Consider the following 26,600-nt stretch of genomic DNA (forward strand, 5'->3'; position numbering starts at 1 on the left):
CCTCACAATCCTGCAAGCAAGGCTGCAAAACCGCCGCGTCGATAGGGCGTTTCGCGCATCAGCATATCAAGGCCGAGGCTTGCCACATCGTCGGTCATCGGGTCTGCATCGGTGGATTGCTGCTGGTAGATGATCTTGGTCCAGCTTTGGCATTCGTCGCAGGTTTCCGCCTTGATGACGCCGCCGCCGTCTTCAACTTCCTTATAGCCGACGCCCTTGGTGGAGCCGCAGCAGACGCACTTGATGCGGACATAGTGCCAGAGCGTGTTGCAAACCGAGCAGGAACAAAAGCGCGCACCATGTGCGCCTTTCCAGCCCACCACGATTGACCCGGATGGCATGCTGCCGCAAGTGGGGCAGACGCCATCGGCAACGGGCTGCACGGCTTTCGGATCAAGCGCGGATGCAAGCCGCGTGAAATGCAGCTGAAGCCCTGCCCAGATATAGATATGTTCGGCAATCGCATCCGGCGGCAGCATACCGGTAAACACCGCATCAATCATGCTGCGGCGCTCTGCCGGGCTGGCTGCGGCCACACGTGCCAAGGCATCGGCGGCATCCTGCGGTTTGGCGATATGGTGCACGCGATCAAACAAGTTGTCGAAGGTTGAATTCAGGGTGCCATCCGATGCTGCCGCATCGCGGTCAACGCAGGGCATTTCGGGTTTCCGGCTGGTGTCGCTTGGCGAAACCGGCCCAAGCTCTTTTTGAACCGCAGCCTGCGCACCGCTCAGATCGGCCAAAAATTCGAGATAGGGTTTGAGTGGGCTGACCGACCCCAGCAGCCGCAGGCGCGCGGCTCTCCGGGAAAACAGGTCGTCGGGATCAGGCAATCGTACAAAGGGTGGAGACGATATTTCGCCAATCGCCGTCGGGTCCGGCGCCAGATCTGTCTTACCTGCCATTCTACTCCCTCACGAACCCGCCGGGCCACGTGGACCAGTGCAACCATATTCAATCTCGGTCGATCGCCAGATTTTTCAACCCGGCGATGCGTAAAATCATGCTGCCGGTTTGCCGCTTGCCTGTTTCGCCTTGCGCTTGGCGTTCAACTCGCGCAGCCATTTGCGATGGTGCCGCCATGCCCAGCCGCCGGTCACCGTGCCGCGCGTCATGGCGCTGAACGTGCCTCTGATCCAGATTGCGGCATAGACATGCACGATCCAGACGCAGATGGCGATGACGGCGGCCATGGAGTGGATAAGCAATGCCCAGCGTTGCTGGTCGATGCTGACAATAAAGCCGAAATATTCGTTCCAGATGGCGAGGCCTGAGACGATCAGGATGATGATCAGCAATGACATTGACCAGAAAACGAGCTTCTGCCCGGCATTATATTTGCCGATTTCGGGCAGTTTCTCCTCATTGCCAGCGATCACATCATCGACCTGACCGAGCCAGCGCGTGTCCTCGCGCTTCCAGAGATTGGCGCTCCAGAAACGCACGAAAAGACCAAAGAAGCTGAAGAACAGCACGACGCCGATCCATGGATGAATCGTGCGCGTCCACTGACCGCCGCCGAAAAGACCGGACAGGAAAAACAGCCAAGGGTGGAACATGGCAAGCCCGGAAAGCGCCAGCAGCACGAGGCTGATGGCGGTGATCCAGTGATTGATGCGCGCGCCGCCGGAATAGCGATGCACGCGGACCGGCTTGCCCGGTTCTATGTCATCGCTGGCGGAAACATCGTCAAAGTCGGTCTTGCTCATGAGCTTTTTTCTCCCGTGAGCTTTTCGGCCTCTTCCTCGTCATGTTCGGTCACGACATTCGGACCTTTGAAAATATAATGCAGGAAGCCGGTGGCGACGGCCAGCCCCATTACCGCCATGCCTGCATATTTGGAGACGCCTTTCCAGACTTCGACAACCGGGCTGATGCGCGGATTGTTCGGCAGGTTGGCGTAAATTTCCGGTTTGTCGGCGTGGTGCAGCACATACATGACGTGTGTGCCGCCGACTCCCGGCGGATCGTAAAGCCCGGCATTTTCAAAGCCACGGGATTTCAGATCCTTGATGCGTCCATCGGCCCATTCCTTCATTTCGGCCTTGGTTCCATAGACGATGGCCTGAGTAGGGCATGCTTTTGCACAGGCCGGGCCTTGTCCAACCGCAATGCGGTCGGAGCACAGCGTGCATTTATAGGCCTTGTGGGTCACTTCCGAGATGCGCGGGATGTTGAACGGACAGCCCTTGATGCAATAGCCGCAGCCAATGCAATTATCGTGGATGAAATCGACGATACCGTTGGAATATTGCACGATGGCGCCAGGCGCCGGACAGGCCTTGAGGCAGCCGGGGTCCTCGCAATGCATGCAACCATCCTTGCGAATGAGCCATTCCAGATTGCCGGTGTCGGGATTATCCCATTCGGTATAGCGCATCAGCGTGAAGGTGTTGGGCGTCAGATCATGCGGGTTGTCATAGACCCCCACATTGATGCCCACCTCCTCATGCGTATCGTTCCATTCGGCACAGGCCGACTGGCACGCCTTGCAGCCAATGCATTTCGACACGTCGATCAGCTTGGCCACTTCTGTCTGGCGTTCGGCAGGTGGCGTCACGGATGACGCCGACCGCCGCATCAGGTCATTGTCACCGAAGCGCGGAGCTTGCGGCTGGACACTGGGATTGGGAACGGGTGGAAACATTCTTCAATCCCTTCTAAGCAACAGGCGCGCTGCTGCGCTCGATATTGACCAGAAACGCCTTGAATTCTGGCGTCTCGATGTTTGCGTCACCGACGAACGGGGTCAGCGAATTCGGGCCGAAGCCCTTGCGGGCAGCGCCCATGAAGCCCCAGTGCAGCGGAATGCCGACCACATGCACCGTCTTGCCGTCGCAGATGAGCGGCTTGATGCGTTTGGTCACCACCGCCTTGGCCTTGACCGAGCCGCGCTTAGACCAGACGCGCACCCAGTCGCCCTTGGCGATGCCCTTTTCCTTGGCCAGTTCTTCCGAAATTTCCACGAAGAATTCCGGCTGCAACACGGCATTCACATGCACATGCTTGGTCCAGTAGTGGAAGTGTTCGGTCAGGCGATAGGAGGTCGCCGCATAGGGGAACTCCTCGGATGCGGTATCGGCGAACTGCTTGAAGTCGTTGTTGAAGACGCGGGCCACCGGATTGCCCCGGACATTTGGCGCAACCACATTGGCGATCGGCGATTCAAACGGCTCGTAATGGGCCGGGAACGGACCATCCCGCATCATGCCACGGCAGAACAGGCGCGACGAGCCTTCCGCATTCATGATGAAAGGACCGACTTCCTGTGGCTTGGCGGTCGGCGCGATGTCCGGCACGTCATAGCCTGTCCATTTGGTTCCGTCCCACTCGATGAGCTTACGGCTCGGGTCCCATGCCTTGCCGTTGAGATCGGCGGAGGCACGGTTGTAGAGGATGCGCCGGTTGGCAGGCCACGCCCACGACCAGTTGAGATAGGCACCGGTCTCGTCAGGATCGTGATTGTCGCGGCGCGCCATGTTGTTGCCAGCCTCGGTGAAACAACCCGAATAGATCCAGCAGCCCGACGCGGTGGAACCGTCATCGCGCAGCACGGCAAAACCGGGTAGCAGTTTGCCTGCCTCCAGCACCACCTTGCTCGGGTCCGTCGGGTCCATCAGCGTGGTCAGGGCGCTGCCGTTGAGCTCCTTTGCCAGTTCTTCGGCGGTCGGTTCTTCCGGGTCCTTGTACTCCCAGACAAGATTGAGAATTGGATCGGGGAGTGCGCCGCCTTCCTTGCTATAAAGCGCTTTCAGCCGCATGAAGATCTGCGCCATGATCCAGTTGTCGGTCTTCGCCTCGCCGGGCGGTGTCGCCCCCGGCCAGTGCCATTGCAGCCAGCGTCCGGAATTGGTCAGCGAACCTTCGTCCTCTGCAAAGCAGGTGGATGGCAGCTGGAACACTTCCGTCTGGATTGATGCGGTATCGACGTCGTTATACTCGCCGTGATTTTCCCAGAAGCGCGATGTTTCCGTTTCAAGGGGGTCCATCGTGACGAGGAATTTCAGCTTCGATAGGGCCGCGGTCAGCTTGTTGCGGTTTGGCACAGCCATCAGCGGATTGAAGCCCTGACAGACATAACCGTTGACCTTGCCATTGTTCATCATGTCGAAGATGCGCAACACGTCATAATTCGGCACGTCCAGCTTCGGCAGCCAGTCATAGGCAAAGTCGTTTTCTGCTACAGCGGCGCTGCCCCACATTGATTTCTGGAAGCTCACGAAGAACTTCTTGTAGTTTTGCCAGTAGCTTGTCTGGTTCGGGCGCAGCGGCTTGAAGCTGCGCGTTGACATATAGGTGTCGAGGTCGATCTCCTTCTCGACCGGGATATTCATATAGCCCGGCAGAAGATTGGACATCAGGCCGATATCGGTCAGACCCTGAATATTGGAGTGACCGCGCAGCGCATTCATGCCGCCGCCCCGCACGCCGATATTGCCAAGGATCAGTTGCAGCATGGCCATGCCGCGAATGTTCTGCGCGCCCTTGGAATGTTGCGTCCAGCCCAGCGCATACATGGATGTCATGGTCTTGGTCGGCGAGGAACATTCGCCGATCATCTCGGCCACTTTCAGGAATTTCTCCTTCGGCGTGCCGCAAATGCGCTCGACCATTTCCGGCGTGTAGATGGACACATGCTGCTTCAGCAGGTTCCACACGCAACGCGGATGCTGCAACGTATCGTCAACAACGGCATAGCCGTCATCGCCGATCACATAATCCCAACTTGAGCGATCATAGTCACGTTTTTCCTCGTCATAGCCGCTGAAAAGTCCGTCCTTATATTCGAAGCCATCCTTGACGATGTAGCTGGCATTGGTGAAATGCTTCACATATTCCCACTGCACCTTGTCATTCTGGATGCAGTAGTTGATGACGCCGAGCAGGAAGGCGATATCCGACCCTTGACGGATCGGCGAATAATAATCCGCCACCGATGCCGTGCGCGTGAAACGCGGATCGACGACGATCAGCCGGGCGCCACGGTTGGCCTTGGCCTCCGTCACCCATTTGAAGCCGCACGGATGCGCTTCCGCCGCATTGCCGCCCATGACGACGATGAGATCAGTGTTCTTGATGTCTGTCCAGGCGTTGGTCATTGCGCCACGGCCAAATGATGGGGCGAGACTCGCCACCGTCGGGCCGTGTCAGACGCGTGCCTGATTATCGAATGCGACTATACCTGTGCTGCGCACCACCTTGTAGGTGAGAAACGCTGTTTCGTTGGTGGTTGCGGATGCGGCGAGAAAGCCCGTCGACGTCCAGCGGTTGACGGTGACGCCCGCCTCATTCTTCGCAATAAAATTCGCGTCGCGGTCATCTTTGAGGTGGCGCGCGATCCGGTCCAGCGCGTCCTCCCATGATATCCGCTTGAATGCACTGGTGCCCGGTTCGCGCACCATCGGATATTTCAGGCGTGTCTCCGCCTTGACAAAATCCTTGAGCGCCGCGCCCTTGGGGCACAGCGTGCCGCGATTGGTCGGGTGGTCCGTATCGCCCTCGATATGGATCAGGTCGGATTTCTCGCCCTTGCGCAGATCACCCTTGGAATAAAGGATGATGCCGCAGGCTACGGAGCAGTAAGGGCAGGTATTCCGGGTTTCGGTCGTATTGGCCAGCTTGAAGGGGCGGATGGATTCGGCATAGGCGGTTTCCACCGCACCGAAGCCGAAAGAACCGAGCGCCGAAGCCGCTACCACCGCTCCCGTTCCGCCCAGAAACTGGCGGCGTGAGAGCTCCACATTCATCGTGCGATACCTCCCTGATGATCAGAACCGACGTGCAGGGGAAACTTCCCGGTCACGTTGTCGGGCAGGCTTGACTTTCACTTTGGCAGTTCACCGCAATAAGACAAAGTTGTCAACCGAACCGAAGGGCGAAAAATATAATAACAAAGCCCATTTATATATAACATGACAGGCGTACTCAAGTATTAATACATGAATGTAATCTTCACGATGACTTTCTCTTGTTCGATGGTTGATTGACGGACATAAACAAACACGGCAGACTGCGCGTGTGACTTCTTCCGCTGCTCCCGAGTTTCGGGGCCTTGATCACAGATCATTCCTGGCATGCGCTGGTCTTTCCAGGTCGGGCGCAACAGCAGCGCTTTCTCCGCATATTCGTAAGAAACAGAGCTCATGGCTCCCAAAGAGGGGCCACGAAAGGGGATCGTCATGAATCGTCGGGAACTCCTCAAATCCGGTGCGGCCTGCGCCGCCCTCAGCCTTCTGCCGGGCTTCGCCTTGGCCCCTGCCTTTGCCGATGACGGCACGTTTACGCCCAAGCCATCGAACTGGCGCAGTTTCGAGATCAGGACAACTGTGAGCCCGACCGCATCCAAGGATGTCATTCGGGCATGGGTGCCTTTGGCCGGTTTTCAGGCGGATGACTGGAACCGCCCGGAAGGCAATCGGTGGACGACAAATGCCAGGGTCGCGCAGATCAATCGCGATCCACGCAGCGGGGTAGGCCTCCTCTATCTCGAATGGGCGCCGGGTGAAGAAACGCCGACTGCGGAAATCATTAGTCTCATCTCGACCCGTGACCGCGCCAGCAGCCTTGAGGCATCGGCGACCGCCGTGCCGCTGACACAGGCCGAGCGCGCAAAATATCTGGCTGGAACACGGCTGGCACCAGTGGATGGCATTGTTCGGGAGACCGCAAACAAGATTGTCGGCGACGCCGCAAGTGATCAGGATAAGGCCCGCCGCATCTACGACTGGGTTGTCGCCAACACCTATCGGCGCGCGTCCACGCGCGGCTGCGGCGACGGCGATATCGTCGCCATGTTGAGGAGCGGTGATCTTGGCGGCAAATGCGCAGATCTCAACCCGCTGTTCGTGGCGCTGGTGCGCTCTGTTGGCATTCCCGCGCGTGACCTTTACGGGGTGCGGGTGGCGCCGTCCGCTTTCGGTTACAAGAGCCTTGGCGCAAAGAACGAGGTCATCACCAAGTCGCAACATTGTCGTGCTGAAATCTATCTCGATGGCGTCGGCTGGGTGGCGACCGATCCGGCCGATGTGCGAAAGGTCATGCTTGAAGAAGAGAAGGACGGTTTGACAGCGGACGATCCGCGTGTGGTTGCCGTTCGTCAAAAGCTCTTCGGCGCATGGGAAGGCAACTGGATTGCCTTCAATGATGGCAGCGATATCGATTTGCCATCTGCGCAGGGCGGGGAGCTTGGCTTCCTGATGTATCCGCAAGCCGAGGTCGCCAGCATGCGGCTCGATTGTCTCGACGCGGACGCTTTCCGTTATAGCATGACGGCGCGCGAGATCACGATCTGATACGAAATAGCATCACGGGAACCGCTTTCGGTTCAGGAGGACCTATGGACATCGCATCGCCCATCCGTCTCAGCACTCTGGCGCATGGCGGCGGCTGTGGCTGCAAGCTGGCGCCTGCCGTGTTGCAAAATCTGCTTGCTGATCAGCCCGCCATCCAACCTTTCAAGCAGCTGCTGGTCGGCACCGAGACCGGCGACGACGCAGCGGTCTGGCAGCTTGACGATGAAACCTGTGTGATCGCCACCACCGACTTCTTCATGCCGATGGTGGACGATCCGGTCGATTTCGGGCGTATTGCGGCAACCAATGCCATATCCGACGTCTACGCGATGGGCGGAACGCCCATCATGGCGCTGGCGATCCTCGGCATGCCGGTGAATCAAATGCCTGCCGAAATGATCCGCCATATTCTGAAAGGCGGTTCCAGCATCTGCGCAGAAGCCGGAATTCCGGTGGCAGGCGGCCATTCGATCGATGCGCCGGAGCCAATCTACGGGCTGGCGGTGATTGGCACTTGCAAGCTTGCCAATCTGCGCAAGAACAGCGGCGCGAGGCCGGGCGATGCTCTCATTTTGACCAAGGGGCTCGGTGTCGGCATCTATTCCGCTGCTTTCAAGAAACAGGTTCTTGATGGTGCCGGTTACGATGAGATGATGGCCTCCGTCACTTTGCTCAATCGTGTCGGCGCGGAACTTGGCAAGGATGAAGCAGTGCACGCGGTCACCGATGTGACGGGCTTCGGCATTCTCGGTCATGCGCTTGAAATGGCGCGGGGGTCCAATGTCGGCATCACGCTTCGATACAGTGATCTTCCGTTTTTGGCTCAAGCCGCACATCTTGCCGAACAAGGTTTCATCACCGGCGCTTCGACCCGCAACTGGGCGAGTTATGGCGATGACGTGCGACTGGCGGACGATACTCCGCTCTGGAAGCAGCAATTGCTGACCGATCCGCAAACGTCGGGCGGGCTGCTCGTTTCCTGTGCGCCGGATGCGGCTGAGCGCATTCTCGCAATGATCCACTCTGCGGGCCATCCGGCGGCAAATATCATCGGCACGATTGGCGGAGCGCCAAAAGTCGTGACGGTGGTTGACTGAGCCCTGATTGAATTGCCAGTAAAATTCGAGCGTTCCTTGAGCGGCGACCCAGCCTCAGGCATAGTGTTCCTGTAAAAATAAGAGTCGCAACCCGCGATAGGGACAAGCATGTATTGGGCTGATGTTATCGGTATCTTAGCGGTTCTTCTTCTGGTGGCCGCTAACGGTTTCTTCGTTGCAGCTGAATTTTCATTGGTCGCGGTCCGTAAAAGCAGGGTGGCTGAACTGGTCGCGGCAAAGCGCACCAACGCTTCGGCCCTTATGCGCGCGGTTGATCATCTCGACGCCAATCTGGCGGCCACCCAGCTTGGTATCACCATTTCATCGCTTGCCCTCGGCTGGATCGGTGAACCGGCGCTTGCGCATCTCATAGAACCCGCTTTGGGCGCATTGCCGACCAACTGGGTAAGCTTCGGTTCCCATGCCATCGCGGTTGCGATTTCCTTCATCATCATTACGGCGCTGCATATCGTGCTAGGCGAACTTGCGCCCAAAAGCCTCGCCTTGCAGCGCAGCGAGGGCACGGCGCTTTTTGTCGTCCGCCCGCTCGGCGCGTTCACCTTCATCTTCTGGCCCGCCATTTCGACGCTTAACGCTCTGGGCAATCTGGTGCTGCGCCTGTGTGGCTTGCAGCCCGGCAACGGAGAGGGTTCGACTCATTCTCCCGAAGAAATCAAGCTGCTCGTTGCAGCCAGCCAGCAGGCCGGGCTGATCGAAATGACACAGCGCGAGGTGGTGGCGCGCGCGCTGACCATCGGTGATCGCCGCGTTGGCGATATCATGACGCCACGGCGCGAAATCGACTGGATCGATGCCGACGACAGTCAGGAACAAATGCTCAAGACCATCCGCGACTGTCGCCACGAACAATTGCTGATCGCCCATCAGAGCATTGATGAACCCATCGGTATGGTTCTCAAGAAAGACCTGCTGGATCAGGTACTCGACGGTCATGCGGTCGATCCACTGAAGGCGATCCGCGAACTCGTCGTGGTGCACGAAGCAACGCCGATTTTCCGAGTGCTGGAAATCTTCAAGAAAAGCCCGGTACGGCTGGTCGTGGTGGTTGACGAATATGGTATCCTCGAAGGCATTGTCACGCAGTCTGACCTGCTTGAAGTCATCGCGGGCGATATACCCGATATTGATGATGAAGAGCCGGATATCGTGACCCGCACGGACGGTTCGCTTCTGATCGACGGTTTGATGTCAGCCCATGAAGCCTTTCATCGGCTGGGCTTTACGGAAATCCCGGAAGATCGCGGCTATCACACGATTGCCGGATTTGCGCTGTTGCAGCTGGGCGATTTGCCGTCCGTCGGCGACAGCTTCGAATATGACGACTGGCGCTTCGAAATTGTCGACATGGATGGTCGGCGCATTGATAAGATTCTGGCGCAGAAGATATAGATCAGGCCACGGTCAGCGGTGCGTAACACTTTCGCTTATGGCTGATAATAGCTTATTGCCCGCAACAAATGATCGGGCTAGCATAGTTCCTATTACAACTACGGCAGGATGAACCTGTCGAAACAAATGGGGAAATAACATTATGAAAATGGCACGCCTTGCCTATGCCGGTGCACTTCTTGCAACTGTGGCCGGTTTTAATGCCGCGCCTGCTGCCGCGCGCGATCTGACCGTCGTCTCCTGGGGCGGCAACTATCAGGATGCGCAGCGCGAAATCTATTTCAAGCCGTTTTCGGAAAAGACCGGAAAGCCGCTGCTCGATGAATCATGGGACGGCGGTTATGGTGTCGTTCAGGCCAAGGTGAAGGCTGGCAAGCCCAATTGGGATGTGGTGCAGGTGGAAGCCGAGGAACTGGCGCTCGGCTGTGCCGATGGTCTTTATGAAAAGATCGACTGGGACAAGCTTGGCGGCAAGGACAAGTTCCTCGACAGCGCGGTCAATGATTGCGGTGTTGGCGCCATCGTCTGGTCCACGGCCATTGCCTATAATGGCGACAAGCTGAAGGACGGCCCCAAGTCCTGGGCGGATTTCTGGGATGTAAAGAAGTTCCCCGGCAAGCGCTCGTTGCGCAAGGGCGCAAAGTACACGCTGGAATTCGCTCTACTCGCCGATGGCGTCAAGAAGGATGAAGTCTATGATGTGCTGGGCACGCCAGAAGGCGTTGACCGCGCCTTCAAGAAGCTCGAAGAGTTGAAGCCGAATATCGTGTGGTGGGAAGCAGGGGCGCAGCCGCTGCAATTGCTGGCATCTGACGAAGTTGTAATGGCTTCGGCCTATAACGGTCGCATCACCGGCATCAACCGCGCCGAAGGCAAGAATTTCAAGGTTGTATGGCCGGGTAGCATCTATGCCGTCGATAGCTGGGTCGTCCTGAAGGACGCCGAAAACAAGGACGCTGGCATGGATTTCATCGCGTTTACCAGCGAACCGGAAAATCAGGTCAAGCTGCCGAAATATGTAGCCTATGGTCTGCCGAACAAGGACGCGGCGAGCAAGGTTCCGGCGGAATTCGCAGCCGATCTGCCAACGGCGGAAGCCAATATGACGGATGCGATTCCGCTCAATGTCGATTTCTGGATCGACAATTCGGAAGAGCTGACGAAGCGCTTCAATGCCTGGCTGGCGCAGTAAACGGGTTAGCCTGAGAACACCCATCGCCATCCCGTCTGCCGAGATAACAAAGAGATAGAGCGGTTCCGTTAAAACTGGACCCGCTCCATCGGGTGGACGGGATATTCCGATGCCGGCAACTGGAGTGATTCATTGACGGACTATCGAATTCGATTTGAGAATATCAGTAAATCCTACGCCGATTTCAAAGTCATAGACGGGCTCAACCTCGATATAGCACGCGGCGAGTTCGTCAGTCTGCTTGGGCCATCCGGTTCGGGCAAGACCACGCTTTTGATGATGCTCGCTGGCTTTGAAAGCCCGAGCGGCGGCAAGCTTGTCGTCGATGGCAAGTCGATCAACGATGTTCCATCCTACAAGCGCAATATGGGCGTCGTGTTCCAGAACTATGCGCTGTTTCCCCACATGAGCGTCGGCGAGAACATCGCATTCCCATTGCAGATGCGCGGGCTTGGCAAGGCGGAGATATCCGACAAGGTCGCAAAAGTGCTGGATATGGTGCAGCTTTCACCCATGCGCGAGCGCAAGCCGTCGCAGCTTTCCGGCGGGCAGCAGCAGCGTGTGGCTTTGGCCCGTGCGCTGGTTTTCGAACCGGGCGTGGTGCTGATGGACGAGCCGCTTGGCGCGCTCGACAAGCAATTGCGCGAACAGATGCAGCTCGATATCCGCGCGCTCCACAACCGCCTCGGTTTGACCATCGTTTTCGTGACACATGATCAGAGCGAGGCGCTGACCATGTCGGACCGTATCGCCGTGTTCAACAAGGGACAGATCGAACAGATCGGCTCGCCGCGCGAAATCTACGACGAGCCCAAGACCCGTTTCGTGGCAGAATTCATTGGTGAAACCAATCTGGCCGAAGGCAAGGTGGAGCGTGTCGATGGAACGAAAACGTTGATCCGCCTCAAGAACGGCGCCGAGTTGAACGCCTCATCATCCGGCGCGCTGACGCCGGGGCAAGATGTGCTGCTTTCCATCCGCCCGGAGCGGATCGAACTGGGCGGCGAGGCCAAGGCCGACAATAATCTCAGCACACGCGTGACCGATAGTGTTTATCAGGGCGATCATCTGCGCATCCAGCTGGATGACAAGGCGCATCATTTCATTGTGCGCCTCGACCGTAAGGCGCGCGAATGGCAACCGGGCGTCGATGTGGTGGCGCATTTCAATGCAGCCGATTGCTGGACAATTGTCGCATGACGGTTCTCTCCGCCAAAAGCACACGCTCGGTTCTGCTCATCGCGCCGCTTTTGATCTTCATTGCGCTGTTTTTCCTGTGGCCGCTTGGCGTGATGATGAAACAAGCAATCTCCGACACGGCGGTGCTGCGGGTTCTGCCGCAAACGGCGGAGGCCGTCGCCGGTTGGGACGGTCAATCGGGTCCGACACCGGAGATGAAACAGGCGCTGGTTGCCGATCTCAGGGCATCCACCGATCAGCAGGCGGTCGGCGATATGGTGCGGCGCCTGAACAGCGCCCAGTCGGGCTTTCGCACATTGATGAGCAAGACGCTTACAGCCATCGAGAAAGACGATCCGGCGCTTGATCTGGAAGCAGTCGATAAACGCTGGAGCCAGCCACAATATTGGCGGGCCATTGCCAATGCGCTGTCCCCCACCACAGACCGCAATCTGCTGGCGGCGGTGGATATGGAACGCGACAGTTCAGGCGAGATTGTTTCCATGGCCGCGGGCACGTCGGCCAATCGCGCCATCATGCTGCGCACATTCTGGATCGCCGCACTGGTCACGCTGGCCTGCGCCGCTATCGGTTATCCCTATGCGGTGTTGCTGGCGTCTGCCACGGGCTGGGTGAAAAGCGCCCTTTTTGCAGCCGTGCTTCTGCCGCTCTGGACATCGCTTCTGGTGCGCACGGCAGCATGGTTCATTCTGTTGCAAGACAAAGGGTTGATCAACGACACGCTGATCTGGCTCGGTCTCACCAACGGGCCGCTGCCGCTGATCTTCAACCGGATGGGCGTGATCATCGCCATGACGCATGTGCTTTTGCCGTTCATGGTTTTGCCGATCTACAGCGTGCTGGTGTCCATCCCGAACAATCTGATGCCTGCCGCCGCTTCGCTGGGTGCGCCGCCATGGCGGGCGTTCCTGCGCGTTCTGCTGCCGCTCAGCATGCGCGGCATCCTGTCCGGCATGTTGCTCGTCTTCATGAGCGCCATTGGTTATTACATCACACCGGCACTGATCGGCGGTCCGAGCGACCAGATGATCAGCTCGATCATCGCCTATTATGCCACCGGCTCGGCCAATTGGGGCATGGCTGGCGCGCTGGGTATGGTGCTGCTGGTTGTCTGCCTGCTGCTCTATGCGGTCTATGGTCGCCTGACCAACGAAAAGCCGGGGAGGGCATGATCATGGGACGCTCCGTCAAGATCGTGTTCGGCGTGGCCGCTGTCATTTTTCTGGTCGCGCCCTTATTCTCCATCCTGCCGCTGGCCTTCACGTCGAGCGTGTTCCTCACCTATCCGGTGCCAAGCTGGTCGATGCGCTGGTTCGAGGAACTGGCAACAGCCGATGCCTGGCGGCGCGCCATCGTTAACAGCCTGATCATCGGCTTTGGCACCATGACGCTGGCAACGGTTCTTGGCACTATGGCGGCCCTTGGCCTGCGCAATCGGGCGCTGTTCCTGTCCGGTCCAATCCGCACGCTGTTTCTGCTCCCGATGGTGGTGCCTGCGGTGGTGATGGGCGTCGGCATGCAATTGCTGTTCGTGCGGCTCGGCATCGCCAATTCCTATTTCGGGGTCATCGTCGCGCATACGGTGGTGTCGATCCCCTTTGTGATGGTGAGCGTCACCGGCGCACTGGCGGGCATTGACCAGCGAGTGGAGCTTGCGGCGGAAAGTCTCGGAGCATCGCCGCTGACTGTGTTTCGCCGGGTGACGTTGCCGCTCGCCATGCCGGGCGTGGTTTCGGGCGCGGTGCTGGCCTTCGCCACGTCGCTGGATGAGGTTGTGCTGACGCTGTTCGTCGCCGGTCCCAACCAGCGCACGCTGGCGCGACAGATGTTTTCCACCATCCGCGAAAACATCAGCCCGGCGATTGCCGCCGCAGCCTTCCTGTTCATCGCGGGCACGCTGATCCTCGGTCTGGCTGCCGTGCTGTTCAAACGGAAAACGCCGCGCATGGCGTGATCGGAAAACCGCATAACCTAGCGGATAAGATTGTGGAATTGTGGAACTTTTGACGGGGTATTCGGTTTGGAACCTATGCACCTCTCCACGATCCATACAGAGAGAACTTCGCTTGCGGCATTATCGCCGGAGCATTCCGGTTATGCGCTTTTCTTCGATATCGACGGAACCCTGCTGGATATCGCACCAACGCCGGACGGCGTCGTTGTCGATCCCGCGTTGGTGACCGCCTTGGAAAAATTGCGCGAGCGTTTGTCCGGCGCAGTGGCGCTGATGACGGGCCGTCCGTTGGATTTCGTGGCAAAGCGTTTCCCTTCCTATTCAGGCGCTATCGCGGCATTGCACGGCACCGAGTTCCGGCTGCCGTCGGGGCAGGTCGAAAAGCTGGAGCCGGGCGAAGAATTCGCGCGCGCCAAGGATTTTATTCGTGAGACGCAATCCGGTATTGCCGGGCTTCTGCTGGAAGATAAAGGCAATGCGATCGCAGTTCACTTCAGGCTTGCGCCCGAGAAGGAAGACATTGCGCGTGAATTGATCGATGCGGCGGAAAAACTGGCCGGTCCCGACTGGCGGGTTCAGGCTGGGAAATTCGTTTTCGAACTGCGTTCGCGTCATGGCGACAAGGGCGTCGCTCTGCGCCGCCTGATGCAGAGCGAGGCCTTTGCCGGGCGTCTTCCGGTCGCGTTCGGGGACGATCTGACGGATATACCGATGCTGCAAGCGGCGATGGATTTGGGCGGAATGGGCATTGCCGTGGGCGAAGCGATCAGCGACCTCTCGACGGACGCGGTTGCCTCGCCGGAAGCTTTGCGGGCATGGGTGATCAAAATGGCGGGGGAACCATAATACGATGAAAGGAGAATGGAGTGGGACGCCTTGTCGTGGTTTCCAACCGCGTTCCCCTGCCGGATAAGCAGGGAAAAGCCCCGGCAGGAGGATTGGCCGTCGCCTTGCAGGCGGCCTTGAATGTCAGAGGGGGTGTCTGGTTCGGCTGGTCCGGTGAAACACTGTCCGGCAGAGAGACACATCAACTGGAAACGAAACAGGTCGGGCCGATCAGCTATGCGCTGCTAAGCCTGCAAAAGAAAGATATCGACGAATACTACGCCGGCTTCGCCAATCGTATGCTATGGCCGCTCTGCCATTACCGGCTGGACCTCATAGACTATACCCGCAAGGATATGGCGGGCTATTTTCGGGTCAACCGGCTGTTCGCGCAGCAATTGTTGCCGCTAATCGAGCCCGACGACACAATCTGGGTGCATGATTATCACCTGATCCCGCTGGCCGAAGAATTGCGGCGCTGCGGGGTGGAAAATCGCATCGGCTTTTTCATGCATATTCCATGGCCTCCAGCCGATCTGCTTTTGACGCTTCCGGTGCATGAGGCGATCATTCGCGGTTTGACCTATTACGATCTCGTCGGTTTCCAGACGGAAAACGATGTGGAGAATTTCATCGGGGGTCTGCGGCGGGAAAAGATCGGCAAACAGATTGAACCCCGGCGGTTCGAGGCTTTCGGGCGCAGCTTCAGCGTGGACAGTTTTGGTATCGGCATCGAAACCGAAGCCTTTGCCGAGATTGCGATGAAGACGCAAAACAGCAGTTCCGTAAAGCGCATGCGCGACAGCATGAGCGGGCGCGATCTGATCATCGGCGTCGACCGGCTGGATTATTCCAAGGGGATCACCAACCGGCTTGAAGCTTTCGAGAATTTTCTGAAAATCGATCCGGTCAATCGCGGCCATGTCACCTTTTTGCAGGTGACGCCGAAGTCTCGCACCGAAGTGCCGGAATATAAGGATATGCAGCGGGAAGTGGCGGAAATGGCCGGGCGCATCAACGGGGCGAACGCCACCTTCGACTGGACGCCGATCCGCTATATCAACCGGTCTCTCAATCGCGATGTGCTGGCCGGGCTTTATCGTCTGGCGAAAGTGGGGCTGGTCACGCCGCTGCGCGATGGCATGAACCTCGTGGCAAAGGAATATGTCGCGGCGCAGGACCCGGATGATCCCGGCGTGCTTGTGCTTTCACGCTTTGCCGGTGCCGCGCAGGAACTGGATGGTGCGGTTCTGGTCAATCCCTATGATACGGAAGCCGTTGCCTATGCGATTGCGCGGGCGCTGTCCATGCCGCTGGAAGAACGGCAGGAACGCTATAACGACATGATGGATTTTCTCAAAACCCATGACGTCACACGCTGGTGCGACGATTTTCTGGCGCGGCTTGCGCCGGAAAAATAGACCAATAGCTTGCGCCGCAAGGCGCAAGCTGTTCCAAGAATTAGGCGACAGCCTTGCCGTAAGTGCGTACGACATTGCGAACGGCTTCGACCATCAGCGCATGCGGCGTGGCTTCGACCGCACCCGAGGCGACAGCCGGATAAAGCGTGCCGAGATATTGGCTGATCAGCGTTTCGGGTATCTTGCGACCTTCCAGGCGCTTCAAAAGCGAATCGACGGCGGCGGTTGCCACCGGGTGCGGCCAGTAATAGCGAATGCGGTCGCTATAGGAGAAATGGCGTTGCAGCCGCAGCTCTTCCGCGTCGCCGTGGTAATATTTTTCCCAGTTCTTCGACTCGGCCAGAAGCAGCGCTTCCATCTTGCCGCGCAGGGTTTCTTCCTCCGGCAGCTTGTCGAGGAATGCCGCAATCTGGTCGAGACCATAAAGCGCCTCGCGCAGTGCAAAAGTCAGGCCGGGGCCGACTTTCAGAATAGCGAAACCGTCGTGCACGAGATCGGAAAGCGCTTCCACCGACTGGTAATCGGTCGAATGGGCTTCGAACACGAAGTGCGGCATTTCGCTCAGAACAGCGCTTAAAGCCGTCGCTTTTTCGCTGTTGTAGAAGACGACATTCTCATTGCCGAATTCGACACCCGGCTGCACCACAACACCGATGGCGCGGGAAAAGGCGTCTTCCAGTCCGAGTGCTGCAAAAGCTTTGCGGTGAATGGCGACGGTTTCGACGGCAGCGCCCGGCTTGGTCAGCTCCAGCTCTTCGATTTCTTCCATCGCACCACCGGGAATCGGGACTTCCGTGCCGATGATATAGACCGGCAGGTCGTATCCGGCTTCGCGGGCCGCCGTTTCGGAAACCTTGGCGAGACGCGCAGCGCGCTCGGCTGTCACGGCATCAGGCAGCGCGACTGGCTCGCCAGCGCAGCCCATCGACGTATCGAGATGGATTTTGGTGAAGCCTGCGCGCACGAAGGCGTCGATCATGACATCCGATTTCGCAAGGGCTTCTTCGGCTGGCAGATGTTTCCACGGGTTGGGGCCGAGATGGTCGCCGCCCAGAATAAGCCGCTTGGTGTCGAAGCCGACGCGAGCGGCGATGTCTTCCACGAAGCGGCGGAAGTCGGCAGGCGTCATGCCCGTATAGCCGCCATCCTGATTGACTTGATTGCAGGTAGCCTCGATCAGCACGTCGGTCTCGGTCGCGATGCCTTCGAGGAGGGCTGCTTCGATCACCAGCGGATGCGCAGAGCAGATCGACGTGATGCCACCGCGAACGCCGCTTGCATAACGGGCGGGAAGTGCGCTCAGAACGTTCGTGCTGCTCATGCTGGAACTCCGTTTTTCTGCAGGAAGGCTACAATTTCAGCCATGGTCGAGGTGCCTTCCATCGGTCCCTTGACGCCGACGGCGCGTGCGCCGGTGGCATTGGCGATGACAAGAGCTTCCTTCGGGGCCATGTCGCGCAGCCAGCAGGTGACGAATGCCGCGCCAAAACTGTCGCCTGCTCCGGTCGGGTCGATTTCATCGACCTTGAAAGCGGGCGCGAAAACTTCACCGGACTGGTCGAAATAGCTGGCGCCTTCCGCGCCGCGCTTGACCACAACGGCCTTGACACCCCGCGCCAGCAGCTCTTCCACGGCTGCCTTTTCCTCGGTCGCCTTGGTGAAGAGGAAAATTTCCGGGCCGCTCGGCATGAACAGGTCGGTGTTTTCCAGAGCATGGGCCAGTGCCTGACGCATGCCCGGCAATTCCAGCATTTCCTTGCGGATATTCGGGTCGAAGGACACGGTGCCGCCCTTCGCCTTGATGCGGATTGTCGCCTCGTGGATCGCCGAAACGATGCCGTCGGAGAACAGGGCCGAACCCATGATATGCAGATGATCGGCGGTCTCGATCAGCTTTTCAGCTTCTGGTGTCAGGCCGATTGCGCTGCATGCGCTGTGCTTGATGTTGAAGATGAAGTCGCGATTGCCATCCGGGCGATAGCGCACGAAGGCGCTGCCGGTGGCGGCTGTCGGATGCACGCCGATGGCCGAAATATCCACGCCGTCGTTTTGCAGGCGCTCGACATTGAGCGCGCCGAAATCGTCATTGCCGACCGCGCTGACCATGCCGCAAGGCTGGCCCATCTTGGCCGCCTGATCGATGAAGATCGCGGGCGCGCCGGAGGCGAACGGGCCGATCAACGGGATGGCGGATTTGAAACCGTTGCCGGTTTCCACGGCCATGATCTCGACGACGATTTCGCCGATAGTGATGATCTTTTTCATATGCTGCACCGATTACGTCCGTACGGATTTCGAGCGCACATCGAGCCAGACCGCGACCAGAATGACCACGCCCTTGACGATGAGCTGATAGAAATAAGGCACAGACAGCATGTTCATGCCGTTATTGATAACGCCGATGATGAGCGCGCCGAGAATGGTGCCGACCATGGTGCCGACGCCGCCCGCAAGCGAGGTGCCGCCCAGCACGACCGCCGCAATGGCGTCGAGTTCGTAGCCCATGCCCGCATTGGTCTGCGCCGAGGACAGGCGCGACGAGAGCAGAATGCCGCTGATCGCAGCCATGACGCCGGAGAGCATGAAGACGATGATCTTGATGCGGTCGACGCGGATGCCCGAATAAATCGCCGCTTCCTTGTTGCCGCCCGACAGATAGATGCGGCGACCGAACACGGTCTTCGACAGCAGGATATAGTTGAAAATGAACAGGACGCCGACAATCCAGATGATGATCGGCAGGCCGAGCCAGTTTTCCGACCCGATGGCGAGCCAGGTATCGTTTTCGATGATTTCCGGCGCGCCATTGGTCGGCAGGCTGACCATGCCGCGATAGATGCCCATTGTCGCGACCGTCACGATGAAGGAGGGCAGCATCAGCTTTGCCGAAAGCACTCCGTTCAAGCCGCCCATGATGGCGCCCGCCGCAAGGGTGAAAACCACGGTTGGCACAAAGCCGAACCCCATGGAGAAGGCTTGCGCCGCCACCATTCCGGAAACGGCGATGATGGAGCCAATCGAAAGGTCGATCTCACCGAGCAGGATCACATAGGTCATGCCATAGGCGGCAACGGCAATCACCGCCACCTGCTGCATGATGTTCATGAAGTTGTTGAATGCGAGAAAGCGCGGGTTCAACACTGCGAAGACCACGCAGAGCACGGCCAGCGAAACAATGATGCCGCCATATTGGCGAACCAGCGGGGAGGAGAAAAGCGAACGGCGGACTTCCGCGTCCACGGCTTTCTTCTGGATATTTTGGGCGTTGCTCATAGGTGCATTCCTGCTGCGTAGCTCATGACGGTTTCGGGCGTAAGGCCATCGGCATCGACAATGGCGGCGACATGCTTGTTATGCATGATGACCACCCGGTCGCTGAGGCCCAGCACTTCCGGCAGTTCGGAGGAAACCATCAGAATCGCCGCGCCATTGGCGGCAAGTTCACGGATGATGCGATAGATTTCGAATTTCGCGCCGACATCGACACCGCGTGTCGGTTCGTCGAGAATGAGGATGCGCGGTTTTGTCTGCAGCCACTTGGCCAGCACGATCTTCTGCTGATTACCGCCGCTGAGCGATCCGGCAACCGTGTCGATGGAAGCGGTCTTGATGGCAAGGCGCAGCACTTCCGCCTTGGCGGCGGAGCGCTCCGCGCTGGAACGCATCAGGCCGAAAGGCCCCGCCAGCTGGCCGAGCCCCACCATATTGATGTTGCGCTCGACGCTATGCGGAAGAACAAGGCCTTCTTCCTTGCGGTTCTCGGTCACGAAGGCAATGCCGTGGCGAATGGCATCGGTCGGCGAGGCAAGCGTGATGGCTTCGCCTTCGAGCCTGATTTCGCCCGTTGGCCGCAGCATCCCGAACAGCGCCTTCATTACATCCGAACGGCCAGAACCGACCAGTCCGAAAAGCCCAAGGACTTCGCCGGGCTTCACATCGATGGAGACCTCGTGGAACTTGCCCGGTACGGACAGGTTCTTTGTCGCGAGAATCGGCGGAACGGCGTCCGAAGGACGTGGCGCTTCACGCGGCGGATAAATGTCGTTCATCTCGCGACCGACCATCAGCGCGATCAGGCGCTCGATGCTGGTCTCGCTCTTTTCGGTGGTCGTGACATATTCGCCATCGCGAACAACCGTAATGTCGTCGGAAAGCCGCATGATTTCTTCCATGCGGTGCGAGATATAGATGACGGCAGTGCCCTTGGCCTTCAGGCGCTCGATGATTGAAAACAGGATTTCCGCCTCGCTGTCGGAGAGCGACGAAGTCGGCTCGTCCAGAATGACGACATCGGCAGGCTGGCTCAAGCCCTTGGCGATTTCGACGAGCTGACGCTGGGCAATCGAAAGATCGCCGACCTTGGCGCGCGGATCGACCGGAAGTCCGAGATCGGCAACAAGTCTGGTCGCTTCCGCGTTCAGCTCGCGCTCGCGGATGAAGCCGAAGCGGCTCGGCTCGTGGTTCGCGAAAATATTCTCGGCAACGGTCAGGTTGCGGGAGAGGCTCAATTCCTGAAAGACGATGGCGATCCCGCTGGCGCGTGCATCGCGCGGGTTCTTCGGCGCATAGGCCGCGCCTTTGAGCAAAATCGTGCCGGAGGTCGGCTTGAACACGCCGGCCAGAATCTTCATCAGCGTCGATTTGCCAGCGCCGTTTTCACCGAGCAGCGTATGCACGCGTCCGCGCCGCACGGTCAGGTTCATGCGCTTCAGCGCGATGACCGGGCCGAAAGACTTCGCAACATCGCGAATTTCCAGAACCGTATCCGCTGCCGTCATCTGTTCGGATTGGGTTGCTGTCACAGGATCTGTCACTTTTGAGGCCTCCACGCTCCGTTTGCTGCAGTCTGCCACGAACCGGATATGGCCGGGTCCGCACAGCCGTGCTGTCTAAAGGGATGCGGTGGCGGCCCGGAAAGGGGAGGCTTTCCGGGCCGCCACCGCAAAAAGGAAACAGCGACTGGGAGGAGTGTCGCTGCTTCACGCGGTCTTACTTGGTTTCGCCGTCCTTGGTGACGACGCCCGGAACGATTGGCTGCTTGGCCGGAACGCTCTCGCCCTTGATGACCTTGGCGGCGGTTTCAACTGCAACCTTGCCCATCTGGTCTGGATATTGCGCGATCACGCCGACCATGATCGGGTCGTTTTTCACGGCGTTGCGGGCTTCTTCCATGCCGTCAAAGCCGATCACCTTGACCTGATTTTCAAGCTTGGCGGCTTTCACAGCCGATGCGGCGGCAAGTGCAGCATCATCGCCGAAGCCGAAGATGCCGACGATATCCGGGTTGGCCTGCAAGATGTTCTGCGCGGTCGCCAGTGCTTCCGGACGGGTGATGCCCGGCTGGATCGCCACGATTTTGATGTCGGGATACTTGGCGATGCCCTTCTTGAAGCCTTCAACGCGGTCAACAACTGACTGAACCGTCGGGTAATCGATGACGGCGACATTGCCCTTTTCGCCGATGGTCTTGGCCATCAGTTCGGCAGCGCGTTCGCCACCGGCAAAGTTGTCGGTGCCGACGAAGGAGGTCACGTCCACATTGTTGGCAGGCACATCGACCGTGATGACCTTGATGCCAGCCTTTTCAGCCTTGTTGATGGCCGAGCGCACGCCCTTGCTGTCAACCGGCGAAATGATGATGACATCGACGCCCTTGGTAATGAAATCTTCCACATCGGCGAGCTGCTTGCTCAGGTCCTGATTGGCGATAGAAATTTCGAGCGGCACGTTTTCTGCCTGCGCTTCCTTCTTCATCGCGTCAGCGAGCGAGATGTAGAACGGATGCTGCTGGGTGAGAAGTGATGCGCCAACGCCTTCGGCAGAGGCAGAACCCGCCATCATGGCCAGAGCGACGCCGGACAAGAGAATGCGGCCGAGAGAAGTGCGAAACATGATTTCCTCCGTATGAACCGGCGTCTGCCGGGCTTGTCCTTCTAACAGGGACATGAACGATGACTTACCTGCTGGTTCATCGGACCGCAGCACTTTGCGTCGGTCTTCAAATCTCCCGGAAGGGCAGGTGCCTTCAGCCCATTATCGAGCTTCACTAGACATGATGGAGCTTGTTCAACGTGTCAATATATAATTTTTCACGTGTAAAAATTATAACGATTTAATTTCGCCCGAATAGCGGCGGGAAAAACAGTCGTGTTGCCTTATATCAGCATTTTCTGCGGTAATAAGGGCTGGCACCGGTGAAATTCAGGTTGCTTCTGTGAAAAAATAAATTTACGCATGGAAAAATCTTGAGGCGTAGAGTGGGCGCCGATCGGGACTGGCCCGAGGAAAGCGGAGCATGGCTGAAAACAAGATCAGGACGATGGAGGAGTTCGCCGTGGCAAGCGGCTTGTCGCGTCCTACGGTCTCGAAATATTTCGATAATCCGGAAAGCGTAAAGCCTTCCACGCGCGCCCGCATCGAAAAGGCGCTGAAGGATTACAACTATCAGCCCAATATTTTCGCCGTCAGCCTCAACCGCAAGAAGCCGAAGAATATCGGCGTCATCGTTCCGCATATTTCCGATCCGTTCTATGCCGAAATCATTCGCCAGATCGAATTGCGATGCCTTGCGGAAGGTTATTGGACCATCGTTCTGTCGTCGCATGGCGAGCGCAAGCTTGAAGCACGCGCCATGCGCTCGCTGATGTCGCTCAAGATCGCCGGTGTGTTGATGGCGCCGCTTGGTTTCGAAACCGACACCAAGCTTCTGTCCAGCCTTTCCGATTCGATGCCGGTGGTGTTTCTGGATAGCCGTATCGGCGAGGACCAGCCTTTTGTCGGCACCGACAACCGCGTCAGCATCGGCAACATTACCGAATATCTATGCAGGACCGGCGAGCATCCCTGTTTTCTGGAAATGCCTGCCGTCAACCAGAACGCGCTGGAGCGCCGCGCAGCCTATATCGCCACGATGGAAAGGCTCGGTATCGAGCCCATCGTTTTGCCGATGACCCCGAAAAACTGGAGTTTCGAGGAGCTCGGCTATCAGGAGGCGGGGCGTATTCTCGACCGCGGCGGTTTCCCGACGCGCACGGTTCTCTGCGCCAATGATCGTCTGGCCTTCGGCGTGATTTCGGCAGCTTTTGAACGCAGGCGTCATGTCGGGCGAGAGGAAGGCAGCGATCTGCGTGTCGCCGGTCACGACGATCACCCACTGAGCCGCTTCACCTGCCCGCCTCTGACGACGGTTGCCCAGGATTACCGCCAGATCGCGCAGCTTGGTTTGGATATGCTGTTTTCACGCATCAATGAGCAGGACAGCAGCAGCGCGACCGGCGAGGATATTCGCTATCTCGACAGCCATCTGATCATGCGCAGTTCGGCGTGATTGCTGCCGATAATTGCGTATTTAAGCTGACATTCTCAGCTTGATCTCCGCATTCAGCAGGATGCGGTTGCTTTCGGGCAGTTCGAGCCGATCTTCGGAATCTTCGCCCAATGTACGGAACAGAAGCTCAATCGCCAGCCTGCCGATTTCGTTATAATCCTGTGCGACCGTAGTGAGCGGCGGGCAGGTATATTCCGACAGCGGATTGTTATCGTGACCGGCCACGCGGATATCGCAATCCTTGAGCCTGCCGATTTTCAGTCCCGCCTGCCAGAGCGCGCCCGTAACGCCAAAGGCGATGCGGTCGTTGGAGCAGAGCACCGTCGAGGTCGGAAAACTTGCCTTCTCGCGCATGATGCGCGCCGTCTGTTCAAAGGCATATTGTTCGAAATCCCAGCTGCGGCTCGGTTCCAGTTCGATGATGCGTGGCTCGTGACCGAGCTTTTCCATTGCCGTCGTATAGGCTTCGCGCCGTTTGAGAGCGTTGTTGTTCACAATCGGCATCGAGAAATAGCAAGGCTCGCTGCCAGAACGGCAGAGATAATCGACGATCAGGTGGAACGATTTCTGGTTGTCGGTGCCGACGAAAGGCGTGGTGCTGTCGAGTGGCGAATCCACATAGACGATGGGGACGTCGTCGGCGAGACGCGCCAGCGCGGAATGCTGCGACTGTTCGCCAAGCGGTGCGATGATGGCGCCCGCGACATTGAGCGAGCGAAGCGTTTCAATCGCGCGCTTTTCCAGTTCCGGCTTGCCATCCGACGACAGAACGACAGTCAGATAACCCCGTTGCTCGGCCAGCGTTTGCAGCCTGCGGGTCATCGCCATGTAGAAATGATCGAGCTGGTTTGGAATGATGATTCCCAATATTGTCGTGCGACGACGATTAAGGTTCACCGCGAAAAGATTGGGACGAAAACCGGACTGCTTGACGGCCGCTTCGATGATCTCGCGGGTCTTCGGGCGGACGGATGATGGGTCGTTGAAATATTTGGAAACTGTGGGGCGCGACAGCCCGACGAATTCCGAAAAGTCTTCCATGGTGCGTATGGTTTTGCGCACGTTTCTCTGTCCTGTCCGTCAGCTTCCCGCTGCAATTTCTTGCGGTGACAGCTCACATTCTCCTGCTATCGGTCGGGTCCAGATGCGCTGGCCCATAGATGCGCGACACATGGTCTGCAGCTTGTTTTCCAATAATTTCAGGATGTTCCTCCAACCAGACCCGCCATGAAATTTTTCGCGGCAGACCCAAGTCAAACTGTCAAAGGCTGAAGCAAAGGTCAAGCGAACAATGACGAACATCTGGAACGATGCAGTGCATATTTGAATGTGCTAAGATAATCGCGGGGTCAGATCGCGCGGTGAAAAATCCGTTGTTTCGGCCAGGAAAACAATCGAATGAATGGTCTTTTCAGCGCGCAAATCAAAATCAAAAACCGTGCTTGACAAGCTACGGAGAGCCGCGCCATAAATTTTACATATGTAAGAATTTTGCTATGCATTCGTAAAGGAGGAGACGAAATGCGGACCAAAACTTATGTGACAGGGCTTATTGCGTCTGCCGCTGGCGTCGCAATGTTTGCCGGTTCGGCGTGGGCGGAGGAGCTCACGATCGCAACGGTCAACAATGCCGATATGATCATCATGCAGAAGCTTTCGCCGGAGTGGGAAAAGGCCACCGGCAACAAGCTCAACTGGGTGGTGCTCGAAGAAAACGTGCTGCGCCAGCGTGTCACGACGGACATCGCAACCAAGAGCGGCCAGTTCGACATCATGACCATCGGCGGTTATGAAACCCCGATCTGGGGCAAGGCCGGATGGCTTCTTGCGGTCGATGATCTGGGCGACGATTACGACTATGACGATCTTATCAAGCCGGTGCGCGCCGGTCTGACGGTCGATGGCAAGCTTTATGCCGTGCCGTTTTACGCGGAAAGCTCGTTCACCCTTTATCGAAAGGATCTGTTCGAAGCCGCTGGCCTGAAAATGCCGGATGCGCCGACCTATGCCGAGATCAAGGAATTCGCGACCAAACTCACCGACAAATCGAAAGAACAGTACGGTCTTTGCCTGCGCGGCAAGCCGGGCTGGGGCGAAAACATGGCCTATCTTTCCACCCTGGTGAACACATTTGGCGGCAGCTGGTTCGATGAGAGCTGGAAGCCGCAGATGAGCTCCGATACCTGGAAAAAGGCCATCAACTACTACGTCGATCTGATGAAGGAAGCAGGCCCTCCCGGAATCACCTCGAACGGCTTCAATGAAAATCAGGCGCTGTTCTCCACCGGCCATTGCGCCATGTGGATCGACGCCACCTCGGCTGCGGGCCGCATTTACGATCCGAAGCAGAGCCAGGTTGCCGACAAGGTGGCCTTCACCAAGGCGCCTGTCGAAGTGACGCCGAATGGCTCGTCCTGGGCCTGGTCGTGGAACCTCGCCATCCCGGCATCGACCAAGAAGGCGGAAGCCGCAAAGTCGTTCCTGAAATGGGCGACCTCGAAGGGCTACGTCGAACTGGTCGGCAAGTCGGAAGGCTGGGTTGCCGTTCCGCCGGGTACGCGTCAGTCGACCTACGCCAATGAAGAGTACAAGAAGGCCGCGCCTTTCGCCGAGACGGTTCTCAAGGCGATTGAATCGGCCGACCCGACCAAGCCGACCAAGGACCCGGTCCCCTATACCGGCATCCAGTTCGTGGCGATCCCTGAATTCCAGGCGATCGGCACCATTGTCGGTCAGGCAATCTCTTCGGCTGTCGCCGGTCAGCAAAGCGTCGATGCGGCGCTCGATGGCGCACAGAAGCAGGCCGAACAGATCATGACGCAGTCCGGTTACATCAAGTAATCCGGTTACCATCAGCCTGCTGCGCTCCCGAGTGAGAGCAG

22 protein-coding genes are annotated in these 26,600 nt (G+C 58.1%); 11 read left to right on the forward strand and 11 right to left on the reverse strand.

Annotation, left to right across the window (positions count from 1 at the left end):
* Positions 1–2 precede the first annotated feature (2 nt).
* The 5 genes from fdhE to FIC94_RS09535 all read right to left on the reverse strand — a co-directional run bounded on the left by fdhE (position 3) and on the right by FIC94_RS09535 (position 6,181).
* The gene (gene fdhE, locus FIC94_RS09515; RefSeq protein ID WP_140024698.1) at positions 3–905 is read right to left on the reverse strand and encodes a formate dehydrogenase accessory protein FdhE; all 903 of its coding nucleotides are present in this window, start codon (positions 903–905) and stop codon (positions 3–5) included.
* A 96-nt stretch (positions 906–1,001) separates the two neighbouring features.
* Positions 1,002–1,709, reverse strand: coding sequence for a formate dehydrogenase subunit gamma (locus FIC94_RS09520; protein WP_109366927.1), 708 nt, complete (start codon positions 1,707–1,709; stop codon positions 1,002–1,004).
* Positions 1,706–2,647 carry a formate dehydrogenase subunit beta gene (gene fdxH / locus FIC94_RS09525; protein WP_140024699.1) on the reverse strand — a complete coding sequence of 314 codons (942 nt, stop codon included), beginning with the start codon at positions 2,645–2,647 and terminating at the stop codon, positions 1,706–1,708. Before fdxH ends, FIC94_RS09520 begins: the two co-directional genes overlap by 4 nt.
* Positions 2,648–2,660: 13 nt before the next feature.
* Positions 2,661–5,747 carry a formate dehydrogenase-N subunit alpha gene (gene fdnG, locus FIC94_RS09530; RefSeq protein ID WP_109366929.1) on the reverse strand — a complete coding sequence of 1,029 codons (3,087 nt, stop codon included), beginning with the start codon at positions 5,745–5,747 and terminating at the stop codon, positions 2,661–2,663.
* A 185-nt stretch (positions 5,748–5,932) separates the two neighbouring features.
* Positions 5,933–6,181 (reverse strand): hypothetical protein, encoded by a 249-nt coding sequence (locus FIC94_RS09535; protein WP_140024700.1) that lies wholly within the window; start codon positions 6,179–6,181, stop codon positions 5,933–5,935.
* Here FIC94_RS09535 and FIC94_RS09540 point away from each other — a divergent pair.
* The 9 genes from FIC94_RS09540 to otsA all read left to right on the forward strand — a co-directional run bounded on the left by FIC94_RS09540 (position 6,180) and on the right by otsA (position 16,391).
* A complete protein-coding gene (locus tag FIC94_RS09540) occupies positions 6,180–7,292 on the forward strand; it encodes a transglutaminase-like domain-containing protein (protein ID WP_140024701.1) in 1,113 nt (370 codons plus the stop codon). The genes FIC94_RS09535 and FIC94_RS09540 overlap by 2 nt on opposite strands.
* A gap of 44 nt (positions 7,293–7,336) precedes the next feature.
* Positions 7,337–8,389, forward strand: coding sequence for a selenide, water dikinase SelD (gene selD / locus FIC94_RS09545; RefSeq protein WP_140024702.1), 1,053 nt, complete (start codon positions 7,337–7,339; stop codon positions 8,387–8,389).
* A gap of 108 nt (positions 8,390–8,497) precedes the next feature.
* Positions 8,498–9,799, forward strand: a complete 1,302-nt coding sequence (locus FIC94_RS09550) for a hemolysin family protein (RefSeq protein ID WP_140024703.1) — start codon at positions 8,498–8,500, stop codon at positions 9,797–9,799.
* A 142-nt stretch (positions 9,800–9,941) separates the two neighbouring features.
* Positions 9,942–10,991, forward strand: coding sequence for an ABC transporter substrate-binding protein (locus FIC94_RS09555; RefSeq protein ID WP_140024704.1), 1,050 nt, complete (start codon positions 9,942–9,944; stop codon positions 10,989–10,991).
* A gap of 132 nt (positions 10,992–11,123) precedes the next feature.
* Complete coding sequence (locus tag FIC94_RS09560; protein ID WP_140024705.1) at positions 11,124–12,191, forward strand: ABC transporter ATP-binding protein; 1,068 nt, start codon at positions 11,124–11,126, stop codon at positions 12,189–12,191.
* Positions 12,188–13,363, forward strand: coding sequence for an ABC transporter permease (locus FIC94_RS09565; protein ID WP_140024706.1), 1,176 nt, complete (start codon positions 12,188–12,190; stop codon positions 13,361–13,363). Before FIC94_RS09560 ends, FIC94_RS09565 begins: the two co-directional genes overlap by 4 nt.
* A 2-nt stretch (positions 13,364–13,365) precedes the next feature.
* A complete protein-coding gene (locus FIC94_RS09570) occupies positions 13,366–14,145 on the forward strand; it encodes an ABC transporter permease (RefSeq protein ID WP_140024707.1) in 780 nt (259 codons plus the stop codon).
* Positions 14,146–14,220: 75 nt separating this feature from the next.
* Positions 14,221–14,991: a trehalose-phosphatase gene (gene otsB / locus FIC94_RS09575; RefSeq protein ID WP_140024760.1), complete on the forward strand. Its 771-nt coding sequence runs from the start codon at positions 14,221–14,223 to the stop codon at positions 14,989–14,991.
* Between the two features lie 20 nt (positions 14,992–15,011).
* Positions 15,012–16,391 carry an alpha,alpha-trehalose-phosphate synthase (UDP-forming) gene (gene otsA, locus FIC94_RS09580; RefSeq protein WP_140024708.1) on the forward strand — a complete coding sequence of 460 codons (1,380 nt, stop codon included), beginning with the start codon at positions 15,012–15,014 and terminating at the stop codon, positions 16,389–16,391.
* Positions 16,392–16,431: 40 nt separating this feature from the next.
* On the opposite strand, the gene FIC94_RS09585 is transcribed toward otsA, so the two are convergent.
* The 5 genes from FIC94_RS09585 to FIC94_RS09605 form a co-directional block, all read right to left on the reverse strand.
* The gene (locus tag FIC94_RS09585; protein ID WP_140024709.1) at positions 16,432–17,712 is read right to left on the reverse strand and encodes a D-tagatose-bisphosphate aldolase, class II, non-catalytic subunit; all 1,281 of its coding nucleotides are present in this window, start codon (positions 17,710–17,712) and stop codon (positions 16,432–16,434) included.
* Positions 17,709–18,656, reverse strand: coding sequence for a tagatose kinase (locus FIC94_RS09590; RefSeq protein ID WP_140024710.1), 948 nt, complete (start codon positions 18,654–18,656; stop codon positions 17,709–17,711). Before FIC94_RS09590 ends, FIC94_RS09585 begins: the two co-directional genes overlap by 4 nt.
* Before the next feature lie 12 nt (positions 18,657–18,668).
* The gene (locus FIC94_RS09595; protein ID WP_167836168.1) at positions 18,669–19,664 is read right to left on the reverse strand and encodes an ABC transporter permease; all 996 of its coding nucleotides are present in this window, start codon (positions 19,662–19,664) and stop codon (positions 18,669–18,671) included.
* A complete protein-coding gene (locus tag FIC94_RS09600) occupies positions 19,661–21,169 on the reverse strand; it encodes a sugar ABC transporter ATP-binding protein (RefSeq protein ID WP_180917948.1) in 1,509 nt (502 codons plus the stop codon). Before FIC94_RS09600 ends, FIC94_RS09595 begins: the two co-directional genes overlap by 4 nt.
* A gap of 211 nt (positions 21,170–21,380) precedes the next feature.
* Positions 21,381–22,283 (reverse strand): substrate-binding domain-containing protein, encoded by a 903-nt coding sequence (locus FIC94_RS09605; RefSeq protein WP_140024712.1) that lies wholly within the window; start codon positions 22,281–22,283, stop codon positions 21,381–21,383.
* 403 nt (positions 22,284–22,686) lie between these two features.
* On the opposite strand from FIC94_RS09605, the gene FIC94_RS09610 reads away from it, so the two are divergent.
* On the forward strand, positions 22,687–23,718 hold the full coding sequence (locus FIC94_RS09610) for a LacI family DNA-binding transcriptional regulator (RefSeq protein ID WP_109366944.1): 1,032 nt from the start codon (positions 22,687–22,689) through the stop codon (positions 23,716–23,718).
* A 21-nt stretch (positions 23,719–23,739) separates the two neighbouring features.
* Here the strand turns inward: FIC94_RS09610 and FIC94_RS09615 are convergent, their stop codons facing one another.
* Positions 23,740–24,759 carry a LacI family DNA-binding transcriptional regulator gene (locus tag FIC94_RS09615; protein WP_109366945.1) on the reverse strand — a complete coding sequence of 340 codons (1,020 nt, stop codon included), beginning with the start codon at positions 24,757–24,759 and terminating at the stop codon, positions 23,740–23,742.
* A gap of 480 nt (positions 24,760–25,239) precedes the next feature.
* On the opposite strand from FIC94_RS09615, the gene FIC94_RS09620 reads away from it, so the two are divergent.
* Positions 25,240–26,559, forward strand: a complete 1,320-nt coding sequence (locus FIC94_RS09620) for an ABC transporter substrate-binding protein (protein WP_171318019.1) — start codon at positions 25,240–25,242, stop codon at positions 26,557–26,559.
* Positions 26,560–26,600 lie beyond the last annotated feature (41 nt).

The organism is Ochrobactrum teleogrylli, from assembly GCF_006376685.1.
GTDB classification, from domain to species: Bacteria; Pseudomonadota; Alphaproteobacteria; order Rhizobiales; family Rhizobiaceae; genus Brucella; species Brucella teleogrylli.